Origin of the sequence: Rhizobium sp. P38BS-XIX (genome assembly GCF_012641435.1) — a bacterium.
In the GTDB taxonomy this organism is placed as follows: Bacteria; Pseudomonadota; Alphaproteobacteria; order Rhizobiales; family Rhizobiaceae; genus Rhizobium.
The window spans coordinates 1-21,460 of sequence record NZ_JABAIJ010000010.1 but is presented as its reverse complement, the minus strand read 5'-3'; the positions used below and the strand labels follow the sequence as shown (position 1 = coordinate 21,460).

Here is a 21,460-nt window from a genome sequence, read left to right as displayed (position 1 = left end):
AGGATGAAAACTTCTGCTCTGGTTCGTAGGAGATGGAAATAGGGTGGAAAATGCCGCCTCAGGGCCGGATATCGCGAAGATTCAGGCTTTCGCGCCGGCAGACCTGTTATCGATGACACCATGAAGACGAATTGCCAATTCGACGGCAAAGCGTTTGTCGGGACTTTCCACATCGACGCCGAACAGCTCCTGAATGCGCGACAGACGATAGCGAAGCGTCGTCACATGCAGGCCCATCGTATCGGCGCAAGCCTGGCTGCGGCAGCCCTCCTGCAGATAGGTCGACAGGGTTTCGAGATAGGGGGTGCCGTTTTCGCGATCATGATCGGCGATGGCGCCGACGCTGTCCTGCACGAAGCTGCGGATATCACCAGCTTCGGAAGCCGCCACCAGCATCGGCAACGGCCCGAAATCCTGCGCGGCAAGCGCTCCCGTGAGACCGAAGGAACGGCCAATACGGATCATGCGGCCACATCGCTCCCAGGCGGCGGGATAGTCGGTCAGCGACAGGCATCGGCTGCCCGCAACCACGATCGGTTCTTCGTCGAAATAGCGGCCGAGCTCTTCGGCGATGCGCCGCGTCAGCTTGGCCGTGCGCTCCTGTTTGCGGCCCGCATCGTAGGGAACGAGACAGACGACCCCGCCATCGATCGCAACGAGACTGGCCTGCAGCTGCGCCTGCTGCATGATGCGTGAAAGCGTATGCTCGACATCGACCGATGCTCCGCCGAACGCCTTGGTCTTGTCCGGAAAGTCGACGACGATCATCTGTTGGGGCTGAGAAAAGCTCAGGCCCAGACGCTGCGCGCGCTGCCCGATGTCGTTGGCATTACGCCATCTCGCTTCAACAACCTCAAAGAACAGCTCGCTCTGCGTTCTCGTTTCGAAGCGAAAGCGGATGAAGCTGCGCATCATCTGGACGCTGAGTGCGAACTTGGCGCTATCGAGCATCAGCAGGTCGAGATCGCTGAACTCCCGTTCCGTCGGGAAAATGATCAGCGCACCGACCAACTGCATATCGACGGTCAGCGCCTCTATGCGAGCGGACAGTTTGAAACGTTTGCCGCCATCGTCGAGAAACAGGCTCGTCGTCTCCGACACACCGTTCTCGACCGTCTCGCGGGCGGTTTTCATCAACGATCTGGCAAGACCGCTCGAGGCCAGCTCCTGCCATGCGTCGTCGCTCAAGGATGTTGTGGGTGATCGGCCCGCGATCAGCTGATTGGCCGTGAAGTCGACCACCACGAGCGGATTTGCGAACATGGTTCCCACCATGGCCGACAATGAAGAGACGGAACCGTCGCTGAGCACATGCTCGAGAAGGGACGTGTGCGTCTTGAGCGCGCGCTCCAGTCTCTGGGCCGATCGCTTTTCCGCTTCCAGCCGATGCTCGCGCTCGACGGCGATCGCGCCGAGGTGAATGATGGTGCCGAGAAAGGCAAGATCTTCCTCAGAAACGTCGGTGACCTGTCGAGCGATGACGCTCAGCACCATTGGCCGCCCTTCCGCATCCCGGCAATTCATCGGCATGACCAGCACGGTTCGGTAATCGCGCTCGAAAGCCTCGTTTCTATAGCCTGGAAACTCGGAGGATTCTCTCACGTCGCGGATATAGATGGGCTCGTTTCTCTGCAGCGCGATCAGGGACGGGCTCGTGGCCAGCTCCCACCGATCAGGCAATTGTCGCTCGATCAGCGTCGGATCGTGACGAACGATCACGTAAGCATAGCCGTGGGCGGCGTCGATACTCATGATGGAGCCGAGCGCCCAGTTGGCATGACGGCAGGCAGCGGCGATGAGATGTTGCAGGACGGTCTGCAGGTCGCCGCCGCTGTTGATCTGGCTTGCGACGTCACGCAGGGACAATATCTGAGACTTCTGATCCAAATGCCCTTTTCTCCCAGGTCTGTCTCCCCGGCTCTCGGCGCGCATCATGCGTTCGGGCGCGCATGATGTCTACTTCGCTTCGGTGGAAGTTTTTGCCAGCATTTCCCCAAAATGGAGGATGAAGAAAGTGACGCTCCGGCTAGTCTTCAGCCAACTTCAATTTTTGGGCGGCGCGAAAGCATGGCACTCGAGATCAGAAAAATCTGCACATTTTTAGAGGAAACGCTGGTGGAAGGCGGCAGGGTGGCGCCGCGGCCGGTCAATATCGTGGTCGTTGCGGCCATCATCCCCAATCCGTGGGCAGGCCGTGGTTTCGTGGAAGACCTCAGGCCAGAGATCATCCGCATCGCCGGCGAACTCAGTCATGAAATGACAGACAGATTGCTGCGGCAGATGCCGGGGGAAAAAATCGAGGCCTGCGGCAAGGCAGCTGCGGTCGGCGTCAACGGCGAGATCGAACACGCGTCGGCCATGATCCACACCTTGCGCTTCGGCAATCCCTTCCGCGAAGCGATCGGTGGCACCAATTATCTCGAATTCGCCAACACCCGAAACGCACCGGGCGCGCTCCTGTCTCTGCCGATGATGCACAAGAGCGAATCCGGCAAACGATCGCATTTCCTCACGGCCAACTTCCAGATCGCCGACGCACCGGGTCCTGACGAAATCATCGTTGCGATCGGCGCATCGGACAATGGTCGCGCTCACGCGCGCATTGCCGATCGCTTCCAGGATATCGCCGAAATGGAAGCGGAAAAGGCCAAGCTGGCCTGACGCTCTCGATCAATCTTCATCTGATGGCCGTGCCGGACGCCGGTGCCAAACGCTGCCTCCGCTTATTGCGGGCTTAGCTGCACGCGGATTTTGGCGTTCGGCACGGCCAATTGCTTCGCCATATCCTGCAAGGCAGAGACATTCGCGCCGTCGCTGATCGTGATGCGTCCGCCCATGATCGGTTCCCTTATCCAAGGCTCTATGACAACCTTGCCATCGATCAGGACCTGTGTCTGCCGCCCTATGGCCGCCTGCGTGAAATCGCGGAACTTTGCGGCACCGTCCGCAGTGAGTTCGATGCTCAGCTGAGAGGCGTAGGAGGAAACAGGGGATCGTTCGATCTTTGCGCTCTTCACCTCGAGCTCGATTGGCTCAATCACAGCGGCTGTATTGCCATCCGCGGGCGATGCCGCCGCTTGCGTGTCGGCTGCCGTGGCTTTTGACGGATCACCGACAACTTTCTGGTCCGCATCGCTCGGCAACACGGGAGCGACTTGGGGTGGCGCCATCGCCGGTGTCGTCAACACGGATGGGATTGCGAGGGTCGTCGGCAAATCCGCACGCTGAATATGGGTATAGGTGCGTAGCGTCGTTCCGCCGGAGACGACGGTGACGATTTCCGACGCTTCGAGTGTCGAACCATCCTTCAGCGACATCACGAACTTGGCGTTTCTATTTTTACTGGCCTGCTTGGCAGAGGTGAGCTGCTCGACCGTCAGGCTTTTCACCCGCTCCGGGAATGCGTCCATCAATTTGGCAATCGCCGCCTGCTGAGACAGACTGAACGTTGTGGAATCGTATTTTTCAACAAGAGACAGAACGGCCGTATGCGCGGAAGGATCGCTCGACTCCAATTTCCAAGTCGATGTAATCGGGACACGAACACCGCCGTAATCCTCCTCTCGCGTGGCCACCAGCTCCTGCCCCATGTCCATAATCTGGTCCTGATAGGCTTGGCCCATGGCGATCAGCCCGGCTTCGGGCACCAAGACGTTCACCACAAAAAGCGGGTTTGCCTCGACATTCCGAACGATGGAGGACACCGTGCTGTCAGATGCGCCAGCGTCTCCGGATGTGGTCGCGGCCATCTTGCGCAGGTTCGCCTTGATCTGATCAGCTCCCGAAAGCGCGCGCGGATATCCGTTCAGATCCGTCTCTAGCTCAAGCTCTTCAACGCCATAAGCTGCAAGAGAATTCTGATAGAGCGCGTTCATCTGATACCCGTCCGCGGCCCCCGCAAGGTCACCGGGAAGATCAGCATGCAGAGACCAGACGACCCGCAGGCCGTTTGCGTCTCGCGACAGAATACGCATGCGCTGATTGAAAACACCGCGCATCGTAACGGAGGAGGCTCCAGGCTTGTCGAACCAGAGCGACATATCGGTTTCGGTCGCCTTCTGGATCTTATAGCCTTGCTCGACACCCACGGCCGGCGCGTAAGCCGGGATCGTAATGCTCTCGGCCGACCATGCCGGCATGGAAAGCGCGCAGCAGGCGAAAAGCCATAAGACCATTCTTTTCAACTTTGCCGCCCCCATCCCTATCGACAGCCTGCGCTTCTGCAGGACGTTACGGTCAGCCCCAAAAGGCTTCCTCAACTCAGAATAGGTATGGCGACGGCCGCAATCGACCAGCCCCTTCGGCATGGACTCTTTGCAAGCAAGCTGGATAAATCCGATCGGTTAAGCCGCAACGTGGCCGATCGCTTCGATTTCGATCAGAAATTCCGGACGAAACAGGGCAGAAACCTGAACGAGCGAGCTTGCCGGCACGCGCGGACCCGGCTTGATGAAACGATCGCGTACTTCCCGAAATATGGCCAGCGCGCCGACATCGACCATGAACACCGTCAGCTTAACGATATCGCCGAGGTCGCCGCCCGCCGCCTGCATGGCTGCCTGCAGGTTGCGAAAGACCTGTTCCGTCTGTGCCCGGATGTCACCAGCGCCGACGAGTTGGCCTTGCGCGTCCAGCGCGATCTGGCCCGCGACATAAACGGTTCGGCCCGGGCCTGTCACCACTATCTGGCTGTATCCGAATGGTTTCGGCATGGATTGCGGATTGAGGAAATTCTTGTCTTCCAACTGGCTCATGGCGGATCATCCTTCAAAGGTATTGGCGGTATCGGCAACCTGAAATTCAATCCCAGGAACGACATCCCGGGGATTGCCAGTTCCCATCAGACCTCTTTCAACTTCATCGACCCATCGAGACTTCCGATCAGTGTCGAACTCGCCTGGTTGAGCCCAAGGACTTCGACGGAGCTTGCATGGGCCTTGAAGCGTTGCACGACTCTATCGAGAGCGGCAACCGCCGTGATATCCCAGAAATGCGCATGCGACACGTCGATAATAACGGCCTTTTCGCTTCCGTCCTGGATATTGAAGGCCTCGATGAAAATATCGGCCGATGCGAAAAACACTTGCCCCGAGACGCGGTAAGTGACCCGTCCGGACTCCTCCTCTTCGGTTTCGACCTTGAGCAGGCGCGCTACCTTGAAAGTGAAGAATACGCCGCTCAGAAGCACTCCAACCGTCACGCCGAGCGCCAGGTTGGCGCTGAAGACCGTGACCAGCACCGTGACGACCATAACGATGCTTGAGGTCTTCGGATGGACGATGAGGCTTCGCAGTGACGACCAGTCGAATGTATCGATCGACACCATCACCATGATGGCGACCAGCGCGGCGACCGGCACTTGAGAGACCCAAGGCTTCAGCAATACCATCAGAATAAGCAGAAGCGCGCCGGCAAACAGCGTCGATAGTCGCCCGCGGCCGCCGTATTTCACGTTGCTGACGGTTTGCCCGATCATGCCGCAACCTGCGATCCCGCCAAACAGGCTTGCTGCGGCATTGGCGATGCCGAGGCCGGCGCATTCGCGGTTTTTCGCGCTGGACGTATCTGTAAGATCGTCGACGACGCTGGCCGTCATCATCGATTCAAGCAGGCCGACCATGGAAATGGCCAATGCCGGACCGGCGATGATTGTTAGTGTTTCCATGGTCAATGGAACTGTGGGCCACGCAAATGATGGTAGAGAATCCGGCAGTTTGCCCAGATCGGCAATGGTCAGGACAGGCAGATGCAGCGAGATGGATACGACCGTCAAAATGAGGATGCAGATCAGCGGCGACGGAATAGCCGTCGTGATCCGCGGCGCTACGTAAATCACCACCAGACCGGCCGCCAGCATGGCATAGGCGAGCCAGTCCCCGCCGATGATATGGGGAAGCTGTGCCGAGAAGATCAGGATTGCAAGCGCATTGACGAAGCCCGTGCGGACGGATTTCGACACGAAGCGCATCAGCACGCCGAGGCGCAGCAGGCCGAAGGCGATTTGCAGCACACCCGCGAGCAGGCCGGCTGCAAACAGATATGGCAAGCCGTGCGCATGAACCAACGGCGCCGCAACGAGCGCGACCGACCCGGCGGCTGCGGAAATCATGGCGGGACGGCCGCCCGTAAACGAAATCACAATACCGATGACAAAGGAGGCAAACAGCCCGACCTGAGGATCGACGCCGGCCACGAAGGAAAAGGCGATGACTTCGGGAATAAGCGCGAATGTCGCGACAGCACCTGCCAGCATTTCGCGCATGGGATTGGCGGACCAATCACGACGAATGGATGAAAATTGCATGGAGTAAATTCTCGCAAAGCATAGCTCGGCCGCCCATGGAGCGGTTGATTGGATTGCATGCTGTTTTTGCGTGGTCTGGCGGATCGGCGGCCAGAAGAGCCACCCGGAGTTTCACCGGGTCCGTGGTGAGTGAGCGTTTTATGGCGGCAAATGTTCCGCAATGCAATATAAAAGGACATCCCGGCGGCATGAAACCGCAATGCCAGACGCAGCAATTGCCTAGCACGTGCAGATCGCACGAAGGTCATGGCGGCCGCTTAGGCCATGCCGTGCAGGCGCGCTCCCAATGCAACGGAGGCTTCCGCAGCGTCAGGAAACTTCTTGAGAAGCTTCTCCTCGGGCATCGGCCAGTGCTCACGCAGAATTTCTCTCTGCCTGGGCACCCGCCGTTCCGGCGGGCGCCAGAATTGTCATGGCTATCGTTGACGCCAATTTCGTGCCGCGCGCGTCAGGCTTTCTGCAAGAATGAGAATGCACCCCATGAGAAGTATGAGCGCAGCGATGAAACCCGAGAAGAGGCCGGCATAGACCGCTATTGCGATGACAATGATGAGAGCCAGCGAGAGCAATGCCAAGGCACCATCATCGATGAACATCCCCAGCAATTCCGCAATGATCGATTTTAGCAGGTTCATGATGCGATCCTTTCGGAATGGGTAGAGCGGAACAGCCGCAGCCTGTTCACGGCAACAAATGCAAATACGGCAAGCACGGCAAAGATCGGAAGCAGCGATAGATCCGCACCGGGCCATTCCGCGCCGAGCCCTTCACCAACCCAGAAGATGCCGAAGGTGCTCAACAGCAAGCCGACGACGAACTTGAGGCTGTTTTCCGGAACAGCGGTCAGCGGCTTGTGAAGAAGCAGGCCGATGAGGATAACGAGAACGCAGGCGATCAACGCGCCGAGGCTCGCATAACCGATCAAGCCTTGGCCAGCGCCTGTCGCAAGCACGATGAAGACGACCTCGACACCTTCGAGAAGCACGGCCTTGAATGCCGCCATGCCTGCCATGAAGTCGGCCCGGCGATCCGAAGACTGACGCTTGAGGCTCTCGGTCTCCGTCGCAAACGCCTTCCCTTCGTCATGCAGGGCGATGAAGCCGGAGGCGCGCAAAATTGCCTTTCGCAGCCAGCGCAGTCCGAACAGGACAAGCATGGTCCCGATCACCAATTGCATGATCTCGATCGGAATGAGACCAAGCAGCGGCCCGAGGGCAAAAACGAGTATGGCGAGCACACCGAGTGCCAGGCCTGTTCCTATGAAGGCCGGCCGCCAGCTTTGGGTGATGCCGACAGCCAGAATGATGGTGAACGCTTCGACGACTTCGACGAACGAGCCCAGAAAGGAGGCCGTCATGGTCGATGTTATGCTTGTTATGGTGGTCATGAGTGTCTTCTTCTTTTGATCATTGAGTTACGCAGGCAAGACGGTGCATCGTTCGGGGGGAAGGGAAAACGAGAGGAAGGAGCCTCTCTCCTCTCTGCGTGGCCAATCGAGGCGAAGGAGGTCGCTGCCAACGCGGACCTGAACCCGCCAGCACCTGCCCTGAAACGCACTGTCGACCACCTCACCCATCAAGTCGTTCTGTCCGGCGGCCGGCCTTCCGTCTTCAGGACGAACAACGAGTACGGCAGGACCCTGGATAGGATGAGAGGCATGCTTCATGACGCTCCCGTCGGATGCGACCTGGAAGTTCGCATCCGACGCAATGCCGCTGAGCAGAGAGAACCCGCCAAGAAATTTGGCGACGAACGCATTGGCGGGCGCCTCATAGATCGCCTGAGGCGGAGCGAACTGTACGATGGATCCATTTTCCATCACCGCCAGCCGGTCGGAGACCGCCATCGCTTCGACCTGGTCGTGCGTCACATAAACCGCGCTCATTTCCTCCGAGCGGATGAGCCGCATCATCTCTGCGCGCAGGTCGTCACGGAGGGCCGCATCAAGATTGCTCAGCGGCTCGTCAAGAAGAAGCAGGCGCGGGCGCATGGCCAGGCAACGTGCAATGGCAACGCGTTGCTGCTGACCGCCCGACAACTCGCTCGGCTTGCGGCTTGCGAGCTGTTCGAGGTGGGTAATGGAGAGCGCATGATCGATGCGGCGACTGATTTCGTTGCGGTCGAACCCTTTCGCTTCAAGACCGAAGCTCAAATTCTTGCGCACCGTCATATGGGGCCAGAGCGCATAGTCCTGAAAGATCAGTCCGACATTTCGCTGCTCGGCTGCCACGCGATTGCGGCGCGACCAGACGGCTTCCCCTTGGATGTGAATGTCGCCATCGTCCGGATCGACGAGACCGGCAATGGATCGCAACAGGGTCGACTTGCCGGATCCGCTTGCACCGACGAGAGCGATGACTTCCCCGGCCTCCAGCGTGAAGCCAAGGTTATTGAGCACCGCTTTGCCGCCGAGAGACTTGCCCAGGTTTACGCATTCGAGCGCAGGCGTCGTCATGGATCGATCTCCTTTGGATGAGCGTTCAGCCTCGTCGAAGCAAACACGAGGCCCCACGTGATGCTAACGGCCAGCAGGGCCACCAGAGCCATCGCGCAGGCGACGGCATCTCGGTCCTGGGTGAAGTCATCAACGATCAGCGCCGGCAATGCCGGCCCCGCCTGAGGCATGAGAAACTGTGACATCGGCAATTCGAAAATGGTGCGGACCATGGTGACACCGAAAGCGGCCGCAATAGCACGTCCGATCAGAGGACCGACGATCCGCCGAAGGTGTTGCATGGGACTTGCGCCGGCAAGACGCGACGCCTCGCTGATCGATGGACCAAGCCGATCGAGCGCCGACCACATGAAAATCAGGCAATAGGGCAGCGCGGCGGCGCAATAACCAAGGACCAACAGCGTCCGCGTTCCGTACAAGCCGAGATCAGTGAAGCCCGGGACGCGGTCATAGAGAAGTATATAGCCGAACGCGAGTATGATGCCGGGTACTGCGACCGTTATCATGGCCAGCCCGACTGCGATTGCCCGGACGCGCTTGGACGCGAACGAGACCTTGAATGCGAACAGCGCCGAGAATGCCACCGTCATCAGTGCTGCCACCACGCCATAGAGGAAACTCGACATCAGCGCCTGCCCCGCAACATTCGACATGTCGAATACCGCCCTCACCGCGCTCAGAGAGAAGTTCGTGAGGGCGAGGCCGCCTCCGAGCGAGGTCGTGAATGCCCTGAGTGTCACGGCGAGTAATGGCAAAACGGCCGAGAGGACGACAATCAGCATGAGCAGGACGACTGCCGGCAGTTGCCAGGCTCCGAGCCTGTAGCGCCGCAACGGCCGATTGCGACCGGATACGAAGCGGGCGTCTCGCTGTGTGCCGCTCGCTGCCGCTGCCATGACTGATCCGGAGACGAGGACGGCCAGAAGCAATGCCTGTGCACCCGCTGCCGGAAAATCGACCGGAAAGCTCGAGGTCGCGGCGTAGATATTGTAGGTCAGCAACCCGAAATTCATGGATCTTGCGATCGTGTTGGCCAGTCCGAAATCGCCGATGATCTCCGCAAAGGTCGTCAGCAAGGATAAGCCGATCGCAGGCATCAGCATGGGAATGATGATCCTGGAGATGGTGCGCATGGAGCCGGCGGATGCCATCCGCGCGGCATCGATGTATTCGCCGCCAATACCTTCCAGGCGGGCACGGATGATAAAATACGGCACCGGGAAAAGCGAAAGCGCCATGACGAGCAGCAAGCCGGGCGGCCCGAAGAAGGATGAGGCCTGCGGCGGCGACAGGATGCCAAGATAGACGAGGTAGCCGCCCTGCGACATCAGCAAAACCCAGGCAAGGCCCTTCAGGTAGCTCGGCGTCGCGAAAACGATCCAGGGCAACGCCATCCAGAGCTTGCGCAAGCGAATATCGCTCAGATGGACGACAAGCGCCAATGCCGCACCCAGAAGGGTCGACGCCAAGGCGCCGACGATGCCGAGAACAATTGTATTGACGATGCCACGCAGCAGGCGCGGAGACGTGACCAGGCGCATCACGGCATCCAGCGAGGGCGCAATACTGGGGTCGGTGGCGTCAAACAACTTCGGAAAGATCGCCTGCGCCAGGACGAGAAGCATCGGCAAGCCGATCAGGATGAAAGCGGCGAGCCAGAGCAGCGGCGCACCGCCGCGCCAATTCCCGCTGAGCCTTGGTCTGGATAAGCGCAAAGCGATATTCCCGACGGACCTGTTGTCAAAGGAGGCGCGGACATCCCCCGCCTCCGGCCCGATTAAGGTACGAATTGATCCCGGAACCATTGCTTCCACTCGGTTTCGTTTGCAGAGGCGACCTTGTCGTCAAGAACCTGCCAGCTGGATGTATTGTCGACGCGAGCGCCCTTGCCCTTTACGCCATCGATCAACGGCGCGAAGAAACCATCGCCTCCGTCCGTCTGTTCCATTGCCGTATTCGCCTCCTTGGTGAGCAGGAATTGCACGAACGCTTTTGCGTCCTGCTCATGCTGGGTCGTACGGGCAATGCCGGCGCTGGAAGGGATCGCGACGACGCCTTCGGTCGGGTAGACGATCGAAATCGGCTCCTTCTGATCGATCAACGCATAGATCGAGGTATCCTGTTGGATCGCGACAGCCGCATCGCCGGTGATCAACGACTTGTTGACCGCCCCGCCGCTTGGAATTCCGCTCAACTTCTTGTTCGTCAGAATACCCAGGAGTTCCTGCTTGCCGGCATCGACGCCCTTGGCGGCGAAATAACCGGCCAGCCACTGAAACGCCGGACCGGACAGGTTTGGATCCTTGGCCGCGACCGTGCCTGAAAAGCCGACAAGATCACGCCAGGAGCGAGGCAACTTTGCACTTCCCGTCTTCTTCGTGTTGACCGCAATCGCCGTCGTCGAGACTGTAATGGGAAAATAGGCCTGACTGGCTGGGACAAGGCGCTTGCCGAGGGCAGTATATTCGACCTTATCGGCAAGACCCGGCTCGGGCTTGAGGATATTCTGATCTGCCAGCCTGTGCATGACGGCCGAGCCCTCGACCCAGAGGACGTCAAACTTCGGATTGTTGCCTTCCGCAGCGACTTTTCCAAGGAGTTCACCGGTGGAAAGCCGTACGAGATCGACCGCTATTCCGGTCTTTGCGGTGAATGCCTTGGTTGCCGTGTCGACGCTATCCAAAGCGGAGTAAACAACGAGATGGTCCGCCGCATGGGCGAGGCTGACCGTCGCCGTCACACCGAACATGACAGCGCCTGCGAATGAAAGCTTCTTCATCGACTTATCCTTAGGGGCTTGAAAATATTGAGCTTGAAATCATTTTTTCACACCGCGCTTCAGCCAGTGTTTGTCGATAGCGCCACGCAGAGCGCCAAATTTCGCGAGAGACGAAAGCGCCGCTTCACGGTCTTCCGCCGCAAGCGCCACGATCATGGCCTCGATCAGGACGATCGTTGCGCCATGCATTGCCAGATGATCGGCTCTCCCCCGCGATATGGGCAGAACCTCCGTCACCTGTTTGCTGACAAATGGATAAAGGCTATCGCCGACAAGCAAGACCGGCACCTCGTTCGCCTCGGCGTAGTCAAGAACGACCGACACTTCCCGATAAACGGGCGCATGAGCGATCATCAGGATCGCATCGCCTTTTCCGACGGAGATGAGTTGGTCCGCCAGACCGATGCCGCTATCCGAAAGACCTGTGGTCGGCAGACCGAGCCGATTGAACTGCAAGGCGGCATATTCGGCAACGCTCCCCGATGGGCCGATGCCGAAAACGAAGCGTCGCCGCGCCGAGAATAGAATACGTATGGTTCGCCCGAAGGCCTCGGAAAATGCGGTCGACGACATCGCCTCCAGACTTTCCCGATGAGCTCGCAGGACAAGCCCCAACGCCCCATCGGAATTCGCTCCGAGATCCTCGAGCGTTCGGCTTAGGCGGCCTTCCGGGCCAGATCCTGTCAGATCGGCCAGGATTGCCTCGCGCAAATCGGCAAGCCCTTCAAAGCCGAGGCTGCGGGCAGTCCGTACGACCGTCGCGTCACTTGTGCCGGCTTTCAGGGAAATCTCTGCCGCCGAGTTAAGAAGAACCGCCTGCTTCTGATTTCGGAAGAAGGACGCCATCTTCTGTTCGGCCGGCGGCATCGACGGGAGTGCCGCGTCGATTCGTTCATTCAAACTTGGCTGGTCTGTCGTCTGATCATTCATCACGCTACTCGGTCGCAAACACTTCATGATAGCTATCTATGAAATGTTTATTTCAAGACAATGACAATTGGCAGCTTTCAGCGATTTAACGTTCCACTCTTGGTCGATGATCCCGGCGCCAAAAATCTCCACGCCAACAAAGTCCAGCCCGCCCCAAGCGCCCATCCCCCGATGACGTCGCTCGGAAAGTGAACACCGAGAAAAATGCGCGAGAAGCCGACGAGGCCCGTGACGAAAATTGCCATCGTCATGCAGGCGAAGCGTCCATTGCGGGATGCGATCCGCGATGACCATAAAAGAGCCAGGCCGAGATAGACGGCGGACGATAGAGTGGAGTGGCCGCTCGGAAAGCTCTCGCCGCTCGCTTCGACCAGATGGGGAACAATGTCTGGCCTCAACCTGCCGATCAGAGGTTTGATGCCGTTGCCCAGCAGTTCAGCGCCCGCGAAAGCAAGCGCAATAAAGATAGCCTGCCGAAAGGCTGCCGCTATGAGGAGCAGCGACACTGCGATCACTGCAAGCAATCCGGTCACAAGGGAGCTTCCAAGGTTCGTCATAACGACCATCGCCTGGGAAAACCAGACAGGTCCGAGGGGCAGACCAAGATCGTTGCTATTGCGCAATGCAAGAAGAACTTCGTCGTCAAGAGACCATGTTATGCCAAGGCATATGCTCAATGTGATCAGACAGCCGACACCGATGCATACCGCAGCTGCAATCTCTACCGAGGACGGCTTGTTATATGTGGGATGATCGAGAGCCACTCAATTTCTTCGCTTTTGCCATTTGCGTTGATATGCCCGAAAGGACTGACAGCTCCCTGAAATCCTAGCCATGGACGGCAGTTTTGCTTCGCGCGAAAAGATCAGGGGCGCCGTAAGGCAGCGCCCCTGATCAGAATTGCTATTTTGCCGGCGTCACCTTCGAAGCCATGGCAACGCCCGATTTCTGGATTGAATATCGAACGGCTACGCGCTCGCCGACCTTCAAACTTTCGACTTCTATATTCTCCGGCAGATTGACTGTCGTCCCCGTCGAAAGGGTGAACTGGTCTGCCTTGGCGTTGATGTTGGTGATCGTTCCGGTCTCATCGCGAGCCATCGCGACGCCGGCGACCAACGTCCAGATCGCGATAATGCCAATCGGCAAAACGTTTTTCAGCATGATTTACTCCTTGTGTTGGCGGGCATGATGCTGTGGTGCTCAGACCACTGATCGGTATTTCCGATCCGTCTGGAGGTTGCGCCTCAAATCTTCCCGGCAGTTTGCGGAATTCTTACAAATCGGACATTCCGGAAGGCCTCAAAGTGAGGCGATGGCGGCCTGGACATGAGATTGTTTGCGGGCTCTGTTGCCCTGCAACCTGTCAAAGGCGAGGTAAATGACCGGCGTGGTAAACAAGGTCAGCGCCTGCGAGACAATCAGCCCGCCGACGATCGCGATTCCGAGCGGGACACGCAATTCGGAGCCTGGACCCGTTCCCAAGGCAAGCGGGACAGCGCCGAACAGGGCGGAAAGCGTTGTCATCATGATTGGTCGAAACCGCAACATGCATGCCTGCCGAATGGCATCGAGAGGCGTCAGATTCTGCGTTCGCTCGGCGTCCAGCGCGAAATCGATCATCATGATCGCGTTCTTTTTGACAATTCCGATCAGGAGGATGATGCCGATCATGCCCATGATGGAGAGATCCAGATTGGCAAGCTTCAGCGCCAGCAGAGCGCCGAGGCCCGCGGATGGAAGCGTCGAGATAATCGTCAGCGGATGAATGGCGCTTTCGTAAAGGATACCCAGCACGATATAGACGGCAACGACGGCCGCCAGAATGAGCCAAGGCTGGCTTCTCAGTGAATCCTGAAAGGCCTGCGCGGTCCCCTGGAACGACCCTATGACGGTTGCCGGCATGCCAGCGCTGGTCTCTGCCGCCTTGATCGCCGTGACCGCATCGCTCAGCGCATTGCCGGGGCTCAAATTGAAGGAGATCGTCGTGGCCGGCATCGAGCCTTGATGATTGATGGATACCGGCAGCACGCCGCTTTTCAGCGTTCCAAGCATGCTCAAAGGGATGAGCTTGTTGGTCGTAGCCGACTTTACATAAAGGTGCGACAGCGCTTCCGGTGTCAGCGCAAACTCTGGCGCGAGCTCCATGACGACGTGATATTGGCTAACCTGTGTATACAGTGTCGCGACCTGACGCTGTCCGAAGGCGTCGTAGAGCGTCTGATCGATCTGAGACACATTCACGCCGAGGCGCGATGCCGTCGACCGGTCGATGTCAAGCGTAACGCTCGTCGCGGCTTTCTGCTTGTCGGAGATCACGTCCTGCAGCTGGGGCAGCCCCTTGAGAACCTTGGTCATGGTCGCCGCCCACTTGTCGAGCTCCGCCGTGTCCGGATCTTGAAGCGTATATTGATACTGGGAGGCTGACGCGCGGCCACCGACCTGTATGTCCTGGCGAACCTGCAGGCCAACCGTCAAACCCTCCAAACCCGATGTCGCGCTGCGCAGACGCGCCAGTACCACGGCTGCGGGGCTGCGGCTCCCCATTGGCTTCAGGTTGATCTGAATTTGGCCGACACTGGCAGAGGGGCTGGGATTGATCCAATAGGCGGCGTTGTCAACCGCTGGATCAGCCAGGACGATTTTTGCCAGCGACTGCATCTTTGCGGACATGTCCGCAAAGGAAATGTCGGTCGCGGCCTGCGCCTGCCCCTGCACCCAGCCGGTGTCCTGCTGGGGCAGGAAGCCTTTGGGGATGGACACATAAAGCCAGCCCGTGACGGCCATCGTGGCAACGGCGACAACGAGTGTAATCGCACGATACCGAAGGACGACATCCAATGCCTTTCCATAGGCTGCCGTGCAATTTTCAAAAAGCACCTCACTCCATCGAAACAATGCGCCATGCGGACGATCGTGATCATGCTTTATCAGCCAGGCGCACATCATCGGCGTGACCGTCAATGACACAAGGCCGGAGATGATGATCGCAACGCTGATCGTCACGGCGAATTCACGAAACAGGCGCCCGACGATCCCTCCCATCAGCAAAATCGGGATAAACACGGCGACAAGAGATACGGTCATCGAAACGATGGTGAATCCGACCTCTCTCGAGCCCTCGGTCGCCGCCTCAAGCGTTGACTTCCCCTCCTCCACATGGCGCATCACGTTTTCAATGACGACGATCGCGTCGTCGACGACAAATCCGACCGCAATCGTCAGGCCCATCAGCGACAGGTTGTCCAGGCTGTAACCGGCAAGATACATGATGGCGAAAGTCCCGATCAGCGACAGGGGGATCGTCGCCGCTGGAATGACCGTCGCCCACAGATTTCGTAGGAAGCTGAAGATCACCAGCACGACAAGACCGATAGTGATCAAGATCGTTGTCTTCACATCGTCCACAGAGGACTGGATCAGACCGGATCTGTCGGCCACCACAGAAAGCTTGACACCAGGCGGCAGCGCGGCCTCCATCTGAGGCAACCTCGCCTTGATCCCATCGATGGTGTCGAGAACATTGGAACCCGCCATCTTGTGGACGTCGAGCATGACGGAACGCGTATTCTGCAACCAGGCCGCCTGATTGACGTCCTCGGGAGCTGAGATGACGGTGCCAAGGTCATCTGCTCTAATTGGCGAACCGTTCTTGTAGGCGATAACCATGGAGCGGAATGCCTGAACATCCATGATCTGATCGGTGGCATCGAGAACTGTCGTTCTTCCGTTGCCGACCAGTTGTCCCTTCGGTTGATTGACCGTCTGTACGCCAATGGCGCTTCGAACGTCCTCGAGCGTCAGACCCCGCGCCGCCACCTTGTCCGGGTCCAGTCGGATACGGATCGCCGGTCGTTGCGGGCCATGATAGTCCACCAGGCCCACGCCGTTCATCTGGGAGACCTGCTGCGAGATGATGTCTTCGGCGTAATGGTCGAGCTCGGTCGTTGGAATACGGTCCGACGTCAGCGCCAAGGTAAGGATCGTTGCCTCGGCGGGGTTGCTCTTGTGAAAGGTCGGCGCGGCCGGAAGGTCTTTGGGCAATTGTCCGCTGGCGGCACTGATGGCGGCCTGTACATCCTGGGCGGCGGCGTTGATATCTCTGTTGAGATCGAATTGCATCGTAATCGAGGTTCGCCCGGACGAACTTGTCGATGTCATTTGCGAGACACCGGAAATGGTCGACAATTGATTTTCGAGCGGCGTCGCAACCGAAGTTGCCATGGTTTCGGCGTTTGCGCCGGGGAGCGAGGTGGAAATCTGGATTGTTGGAAAATCGACCTGGGGGAGAGATGCGACGGGTAGCAATCCGTAGGCGATCGATCCGACGATCAGGAGCCCCGCCGCCAACAAACAGGTTCCTATCCGGCGCTGAATGAAGATCGATGAAATGTTCATTGGATCTTCTCCTCGCCGGCTGCCGCCAGCTTCTTCGCATCGTCATCTCGCGCGGATACCGTTGTCCCGTCGGTCAGTCGGGACTGTCCCGATGTAACAACGGTTTCACCGCTTGCCACGCCTTTCGTGACGGCCACCAGCCCGGCATAGGAAGCGCCCGTCGAGACGGAAGCGGTCGCCACCTTGTTGTCGGGACTCACGACAAAAACGTAAGGCCCGGACTGGCCGTTTTGAATGGCCGATGTCGGCACGACGATCGAGCCTAGATCGGTCCGCAATGTTATGTTTGCCGTCACAAGCTCGCCCGGCCAAAGCGTCAGATCATCGTTTGCAAACACGGCCTTCAACTTGACCATGCCGGTAGACGAGTCGACCTGACTATCGATGGCGCTCAGTTTTCCGTCGGCGAGATGTTTTGCTCTGTCCCGACTGAACGCCTGAACGATCAGCTGTCCCTTCGATTGCCCGGCGGTCAGATCTGGAAGATCGTCCTGGGTAAGCGTGAACTCGACAGCAATGGGATGCATCTGTGTGACCGTTACGATGCCTGTCGCATCGGTCGCATGCAGGATCGCGCCCTCCTGTTGTTGACGCAGCCCCACTCTTCCGCTGATCGGCGCCGTTATCGTCGCAAATTCCAGATTGAGTTTAGCCGTGTCGAGCGCAGCCCTTCCCGATGCCGCCGTCGCGTCCATAACCTTGACCTGTGCGGCGGCAGTTTGAGCCGCCTGAGTGGTGCCGCTGCCGGTCGATGTCAGTTTCTGCGCCCTCGCCTCGTCAATTTTTGCCTGTTCGAGCTGAGCCAGTTCCTTGTCGTAATCCGCCTGTGCCTGCGCCACCGCCGCCGCATAGGGGCGTGGATCTATGGCCGCCAAGGCGTCCCCCGCCTTCACGTCCTGCCCCTCGGAAAAGGCGATGCGTTGCAGTTGACCTTCGACCCGGACTTTGACGTCGACTGCCGTCAAGGGCGATACGATGCCGAGACCGCTGCGGACGACGGGGAGATCCTCGGTTGCCACCCTGGCTGTTTGAACCGGGATCGGCGCGGAGGCGGCAGCAGGCGTGTTGGTCTTGCCCAGTCCGGCCTTCGGCCATGACACGACATAAACCGCAGTTGCTCCCGCCAGAAGCAATGTGCTTATTCCAAAAATATAATAGGCTCTACCCGACCTGTTTGACCCATTCGGGGAACGATCCACGGCAATACTCCATCAAGCGTTTATACTTGCACGGCAAGGACGGGTCCTTCCGAGCACGCTTTGGAATGTGAGGGATCGCATGTGGCGGCGAATTCGCGCCAGGATGAAAAATATTTTATGTTGAGTCCGACGGAGAGGTCAGGGCTTGATGATGTATCCCGCGCCTTGAACGGTAGCGATCATACTCGTTGCTTCCCCCGCATCGATTTTTTTTCGCAATCGGTGAACGTGCATGTCGACGATGTTCCCCCTCGGATCAAACGCATAATCCCATGCGGCTTCAAGCAACATGCTGCGTGTCACGATCGAACCGGCATTGCGCATGAGAGCCTGGAGAAGTAGGAACTCTCGAAATTGCAGATCGATCACGCGGTCCTTCCTGCGTGCGATGCGTCGCCTAATATCCAGCGACAAGTCTCCGACAACCAGCGTATTTTCATGCCCGTCCGCAATGAAGTGCTTTGTGATTGCCTCAATGCGTGCAAGCAGTTCGGAAAAAAAGAAGGGCTTGGGAAGATAGTCGTCGCATCCGGCGCGAAGCCCTTCCACCCGATCCATAGAACTTCCAAGCGCGCTCACCATGATGACAGGGACATTCACCTTCATGTCCCGAAGGCGCTTTACCAATTCGATGCCGTCGAGTTTCGGCAAAAGCCTATCGACAACGAGGCCATCGTAAATCAGCTCCATTGCCAGGGCGAGACCGAGTTCGCCGTCGGCAGCTATGTCAACGACATGCCCGGATTCGGAGAGGCCGCGCTTTAGATAGGCCGCACTTCGGTCATCATCCTCAACTAGGAGTAGGCGCATTCAATCCTCATTGAACTAGGCATGTCGTTCGGGACGCGGGCGAAGATGAAATTGATTTAATGTCCAGGCGAAAGGACATTCACGATCGCTTACCTAGATAATGCGCAACAACTATAAAGCGTTCTTGGAGGAAATGTGTCGAAGATACTGGTGGTCGAGGATGATGTGGGCACAGCATCGGAGATCGAGGCAGCTCTCGTCGATCACGGCTGTACCGTCACCCAAGCGCCGGATGGCCGCGATGGTCTGGTCAAGGCGATCTCGGGCACATTTGACGCCATTGTCCTCGACCGGATGCTGCCGGGAACTCTGGACGGGCTTGGCATGCTTGCGGCGCTGCGAGCGGCATCTGTACAAACCCCGGTCCTCATCCTCAGCGCTCTGTCTGCCGTTGACGAAAGGGTGCGTGGGCTGAAGGCAGGTGGCGACGACTATTTGACGAAGCCTTTCGAGGCGTTGGAATTGACCGCCCGCCTGGATGTTCTCATGCGCCGCAGAACGCAGGCGACCCAGGAAACGATGCTGAAGGTCGGCGATCTCGAAATCAACCTCTTGACCCATACGGCCAGTCGCGGCGGCAAGGTCATCGATCTGCTGCCGCGTGAATATCAGTTGCTTGAATATCTGGCCCGACATTCCGGCCAGATCGTCACGCGGACGATGATGTTCGAGGAAGTATGGCATTATCGCTACGGCGAGGCGACCAACGTCATCGACGTTCATATCAGCAAGCTTCGCAAGAAGCTGGATCTCCCCGGGCTGTCACCGCTCATCCGAACGCTTCGTGGTTCAGGCTATGTCCTTGATGCGACCGGTTGAACTTCTTCGGACAAGCGGTTTCCGGCTGGCGCTTGCCTTTCTGCTGGTATTCGGCGCCGCTGCCGGCGCCCTGTTCCTGTTCGTTGACTGGCAGATGCAGAGATTTCTCGACCAGCGGACGGACGAGTGGCTGCAGCGTGAAATGCAATCGCTTCAGATACTGCCAACGGATGAAATCGCATCACGACTGTCGCTGCGCAGCAAGGATTCAACAAGCATTGAACGGCCATTTTCGCTTTTTGACGCGAATGGGAGCCTTTTGTCCGGGATGGCGCTTTCCTATCCGCAGCCGCTGGCATTCGACATGCCGATGGATTTTGCCAGCAGTATCCTTGGAAAACGGGATCATTATCGCGGCCTGCTGCATCGCCGCGCCGACGGCAGCACACTCCTTGTGGCACAGAGCCTGCACGAGCAGCGCGAGTTTCGCGAGCGCCTCGAAAATGCAACGCTATTTGCATCGCTGACCACCGCAGTACTGGGGCTCCTTGGCGCGATAGCCGTGGGCTTCGGCGCGGTCCGGCGCCTTGACGCGATATCCGACACGGCCGCGCAGATCATGAAGGGCGACCTGACCCAGCGACTGCCAACCGGTCGTGCCGGCGGTGATATCGACCGTTTGGCCACAGTGGTCAATGAAATGCTCAATGAGATCGAGCGCCTGATGCACGAAGTCAAAGGCGTCTGCGATAATATCGCACATGATATGCGAACGCCGCTGACGCGCCTTCTGGGCAGCCTCGAACGGGCGCGCCGGCGCGCCGGCAGTGTTGAGGAATATCATGGCTATGTCGATGAATCGCTTGAGGAAGTCCGCAATATACTCAAGACGTTTGGCGCGCTGCTGCGCATTTCCGAGGTGGAAGACGGCTTGCGCAGATCCGGCTTTGTCGAGGTCGACCTGAAAACCATCGCACGCGATGCAGTGGAATTCTTCGAGCCCGCAGCCGAAGAATGTGGGGTGAGTCTGGTTTACACATCGAGCAGCGATGAACCCGCGGTCATCTCCGGTGATCCGAGCCTTCTATTCGAAGCAATCGCCAACTTGATCGACAACGCGATCAAATTCACGCCAAGAAACGGCCAGGCGATCGTCCGCGTCGAAGGTCAGGGACACGCGGTGACAATGACCGTCGAGGATACTGGCATAGGTATTCCTGCGGAAGACGCCGAGGCTGTACTTCGCCGGTTCTACAGGGCCGAGAAGAGCCGCAACACCGCCGGAAACGGTCTGGGTCTCAGTCTCGTTTCCGCGGTTGCGAGATTACACGGGATGCGTCTCGAAATATTGGCGAGGCCCGTCGGCACTTGCGTGCGTCTTTCGGCCGAGTAGCCGGCATCTTTCGGACGACAGCCTGTCTCCGGCGGGGCCGATGCAGTCATACTCACCTGAAAGGAACCTGAAACCCGTAGGTGAAAACCCGACTTAAATCTCTCTCCGGTGCAAATAAATTTCTTGAATATAATAGTCAAGAATGGGATGCCTGAAGCGTTCTTCAACCTAGCTCGGGGTCTTTATAAACTAATGAAATCTTTTGGCTTTATCACCGCTTCGCTGTTTGCGATGACGACGGTGTTTACAAGTACGACGCTTTTTTCCACCATGGCATTTGCTGCCGAGACTGATACCATCGTGGTTTACAACGCGCAGCACGAGACGCTGACGCAGGCCTGGGCGGATGGTTTCACCAAGGAAACCGGCATCAAGGTCACGATCCGCAACGGCAGCGACATGCAGTTCGCCAACCAGATCATCCAGGAAGGTG

19 protein-coding genes, 1 pseudogene and 1 other annotated feature are annotated in these 21,460 nt (G+C 58.3%); of the genes and pseudogenes, 4 read left to right on the top strand and 16 right to left on the bottom strand.

Annotated features, from left to right (window positions below):
- Positions 1–81 precede the first annotated feature (81 nt).
- The gene (locus tag HGP17_RS26315) at positions 82–1,887 is read right to left on the bottom strand and encodes a helix-turn-helix domain-containing protein (protein ID WP_168813484.1); all 1,806 of its coding nucleotides are present in this window, start codon (positions 1,885–1,887) and stop codon (positions 82–84) included.
- A gap of 180 nt (positions 1,888–2,067) precedes the next feature.
- On the opposite strand from HGP17_RS26315, the gene HGP17_RS26310 reads away from it, so the two are divergent.
- On the top strand, positions 2,068–2,661 hold the full coding sequence (locus tag HGP17_RS26310) for an amino acid synthesis family protein (RefSeq protein ID WP_168813482.1): 594 nt from the start codon (positions 2,068–2,070) through the stop codon (positions 2,659–2,661).
- Positions 2,662–2,723: 62 nt separating this feature from the next.
- Here HGP17_RS26310 and HGP17_RS26305 read toward each other — a convergent pair whose 3' ends face one another.
- The 15 genes from HGP17_RS26305 to HGP17_RS26240 form a co-directional block, all read right to left on the bottom strand.
- Positions 2,724–4,175, bottom strand: a complete 1,452-nt coding sequence (locus tag HGP17_RS26305; RefSeq protein ID WP_168813480.1) for a hypothetical protein — start codon at positions 4,173–4,175, stop codon at positions 2,724–2,726.
- Positions 4,176–4,343: 168 nt separating this feature from the next.
- A complete protein-coding gene (locus tag HGP17_RS26300) occupies positions 4,344–4,754 on the bottom strand; it encodes a RidA family protein (RefSeq protein ID WP_168813478.1) in 411 nt (136 codons plus the stop codon).
- 86 nt (positions 4,755–4,840) lie between these two features.
- On the bottom strand, positions 4,841–6,304 hold the full coding sequence (locus HGP17_RS26295; RefSeq protein ID WP_168813477.1) for a SulP family inorganic anion transporter: 1,464 nt from the start codon (positions 6,302–6,304) through the stop codon (positions 4,841–4,843).
- Positions 6,305–6,373: 69 nt separating this feature from the next.
- Positions 6,374–6,429, bottom strand: a sequence feature (sul1 is cis-regulatory element that is thought to sense ions involved in sulfur or methionine metabolism; They are found in Alphaproteobacteria).
- Positions 6,430–6,561: 132 nt separating this feature from the next.
- Positions 6,562–6,687, bottom strand: a complete 126-nt coding sequence (locus HGP17_RS33970) for a hypothetical protein (protein WP_281412792.1) — start codon at positions 6,685–6,687, stop codon at positions 6,562–6,564.
- 33 nt (positions 6,688–6,720) lie between these two features.
- On the bottom strand, positions 6,721–6,939 hold the full coding sequence (locus tag HGP17_RS26290; RefSeq protein WP_205926143.1) for a hypothetical protein: 219 nt from the start codon (positions 6,937–6,939) through the stop codon (positions 6,721–6,723).
- A complete protein-coding gene (locus HGP17_RS26285; protein WP_168813475.1) occupies positions 6,936–7,691 on the bottom strand; it encodes a hypothetical protein in 756 nt (251 codons plus the stop codon). The genes HGP17_RS26290 and HGP17_RS26285 overlap by 4 nt, the downstream gene beginning before the upstream one ends.
- 27 nt (positions 7,692–7,718) lie before the next feature.
- Positions 7,719–8,759, bottom strand: coding sequence for an ABC transporter ATP-binding protein (locus HGP17_RS26280; RefSeq protein ID WP_168813473.1), 1,041 nt, complete (start codon positions 8,757–8,759; stop codon positions 7,719–7,721).
- Entirely contained in the window at positions 8,756–10,474 is a 1,719-nt protein-coding gene (locus tag HGP17_RS26275; RefSeq protein ID WP_168813471.1) for an ABC transporter permease subunit, read from the bottom strand. Before HGP17_RS26275 ends, HGP17_RS26280 begins: the two co-directional genes overlap by 4 nt.
- 62 nt (positions 10,475–10,536) lie before the next feature.
- Positions 10,537–11,538: an extracellular solute-binding protein gene (locus HGP17_RS26270; RefSeq protein ID WP_168813469.1), complete on the bottom strand. Its 1,002-nt coding sequence runs from the start codon at positions 11,536–11,538 to the stop codon at positions 10,537–10,539.
- A 39-nt stretch (positions 11,539–11,577) separates the two neighbouring features.
- The gene (locus HGP17_RS26265) at positions 11,578–12,468 is read right to left on the bottom strand and encodes a MurR/RpiR family transcriptional regulator (RefSeq protein ID WP_168813467.1); all 891 of its coding nucleotides are present in this window, start codon (positions 12,466–12,468) and stop codon (positions 11,578–11,580) included.
- Between the two features lie 77 nt (positions 12,469–12,545).
- On the bottom strand, positions 12,546–13,001 hold the full coding sequence (locus tag HGP17_RS26260; protein ID WP_168813465.1) for a phosphatase PAP2 family protein: 456 nt from the start codon (positions 12,999–13,001) through the stop codon (positions 12,546–12,548).
- A 370-nt stretch (positions 13,002–13,371) separates the two neighbouring features.
- Entirely contained in the window at positions 13,372–13,632 is a 261-nt protein-coding gene (locus HGP17_RS26255; protein WP_168813463.1) for a DUF1344 domain-containing protein, read from the bottom strand.
- Positions 13,633–13,770: 138 nt separating this feature from the next.
- Entirely contained in the window at positions 13,771–16,866 is a 3,096-nt protein-coding gene (locus HGP17_RS26250) for an efflux RND transporter permease subunit (RefSeq protein WP_168813461.1), read from the bottom strand.
- Positions 16,863–17,999 carry an efflux RND transporter periplasmic adaptor subunit gene (locus HGP17_RS26245; protein WP_205926142.1) on the bottom strand — a complete coding sequence of 379 codons (1,137 nt, stop codon included), beginning with the start codon at positions 17,997–17,999 and terminating at the stop codon, positions 16,863–16,865. The genes HGP17_RS26250 and HGP17_RS26245 overlap by 4 nt, the downstream gene beginning before the upstream one ends.
- Positions 18,000–18,203: 204 nt before the next feature.
- Positions 18,204–18,875 carry a response regulator transcription factor gene (locus tag HGP17_RS26240; protein WP_168813457.1) on the bottom strand — a complete coding sequence of 224 codons (672 nt, stop codon included), beginning with the start codon at positions 18,873–18,875 and terminating at the stop codon, positions 18,204–18,206.
- Between the two features lie 135 nt (positions 18,876–19,010).
- Here HGP17_RS26240 and HGP17_RS26235 point away from each other — a divergent pair, with 135 nt between their 5' ends.
- The 3 genes and pseudogenes from HGP17_RS26235 to HGP17_RS26225 form a co-directional block, all read left to right on the top strand.
- Positions 19,011–19,694, top strand: coding sequence for a response regulator transcription factor (locus HGP17_RS26235; protein WP_168813455.1), 684 nt, complete (start codon positions 19,011–19,013; stop codon positions 19,692–19,694).
- Entirely contained in the window at positions 19,681–21,027 is a 1,347-nt protein-coding gene (locus tag HGP17_RS26230) for an ATP-binding protein (protein ID WP_246704224.1), read from the top strand. The genes HGP17_RS26235 and HGP17_RS26230 overlap by 14 nt, the downstream gene beginning before the upstream one ends.
- 231 nt (positions 21,028–21,258) lie before the next feature.
- Positions 21,259–21,460, top strand: a pseudogene (locus HGP17_RS26225) (iron ABC transporter substrate-binding protein); the annotation flags it as partial.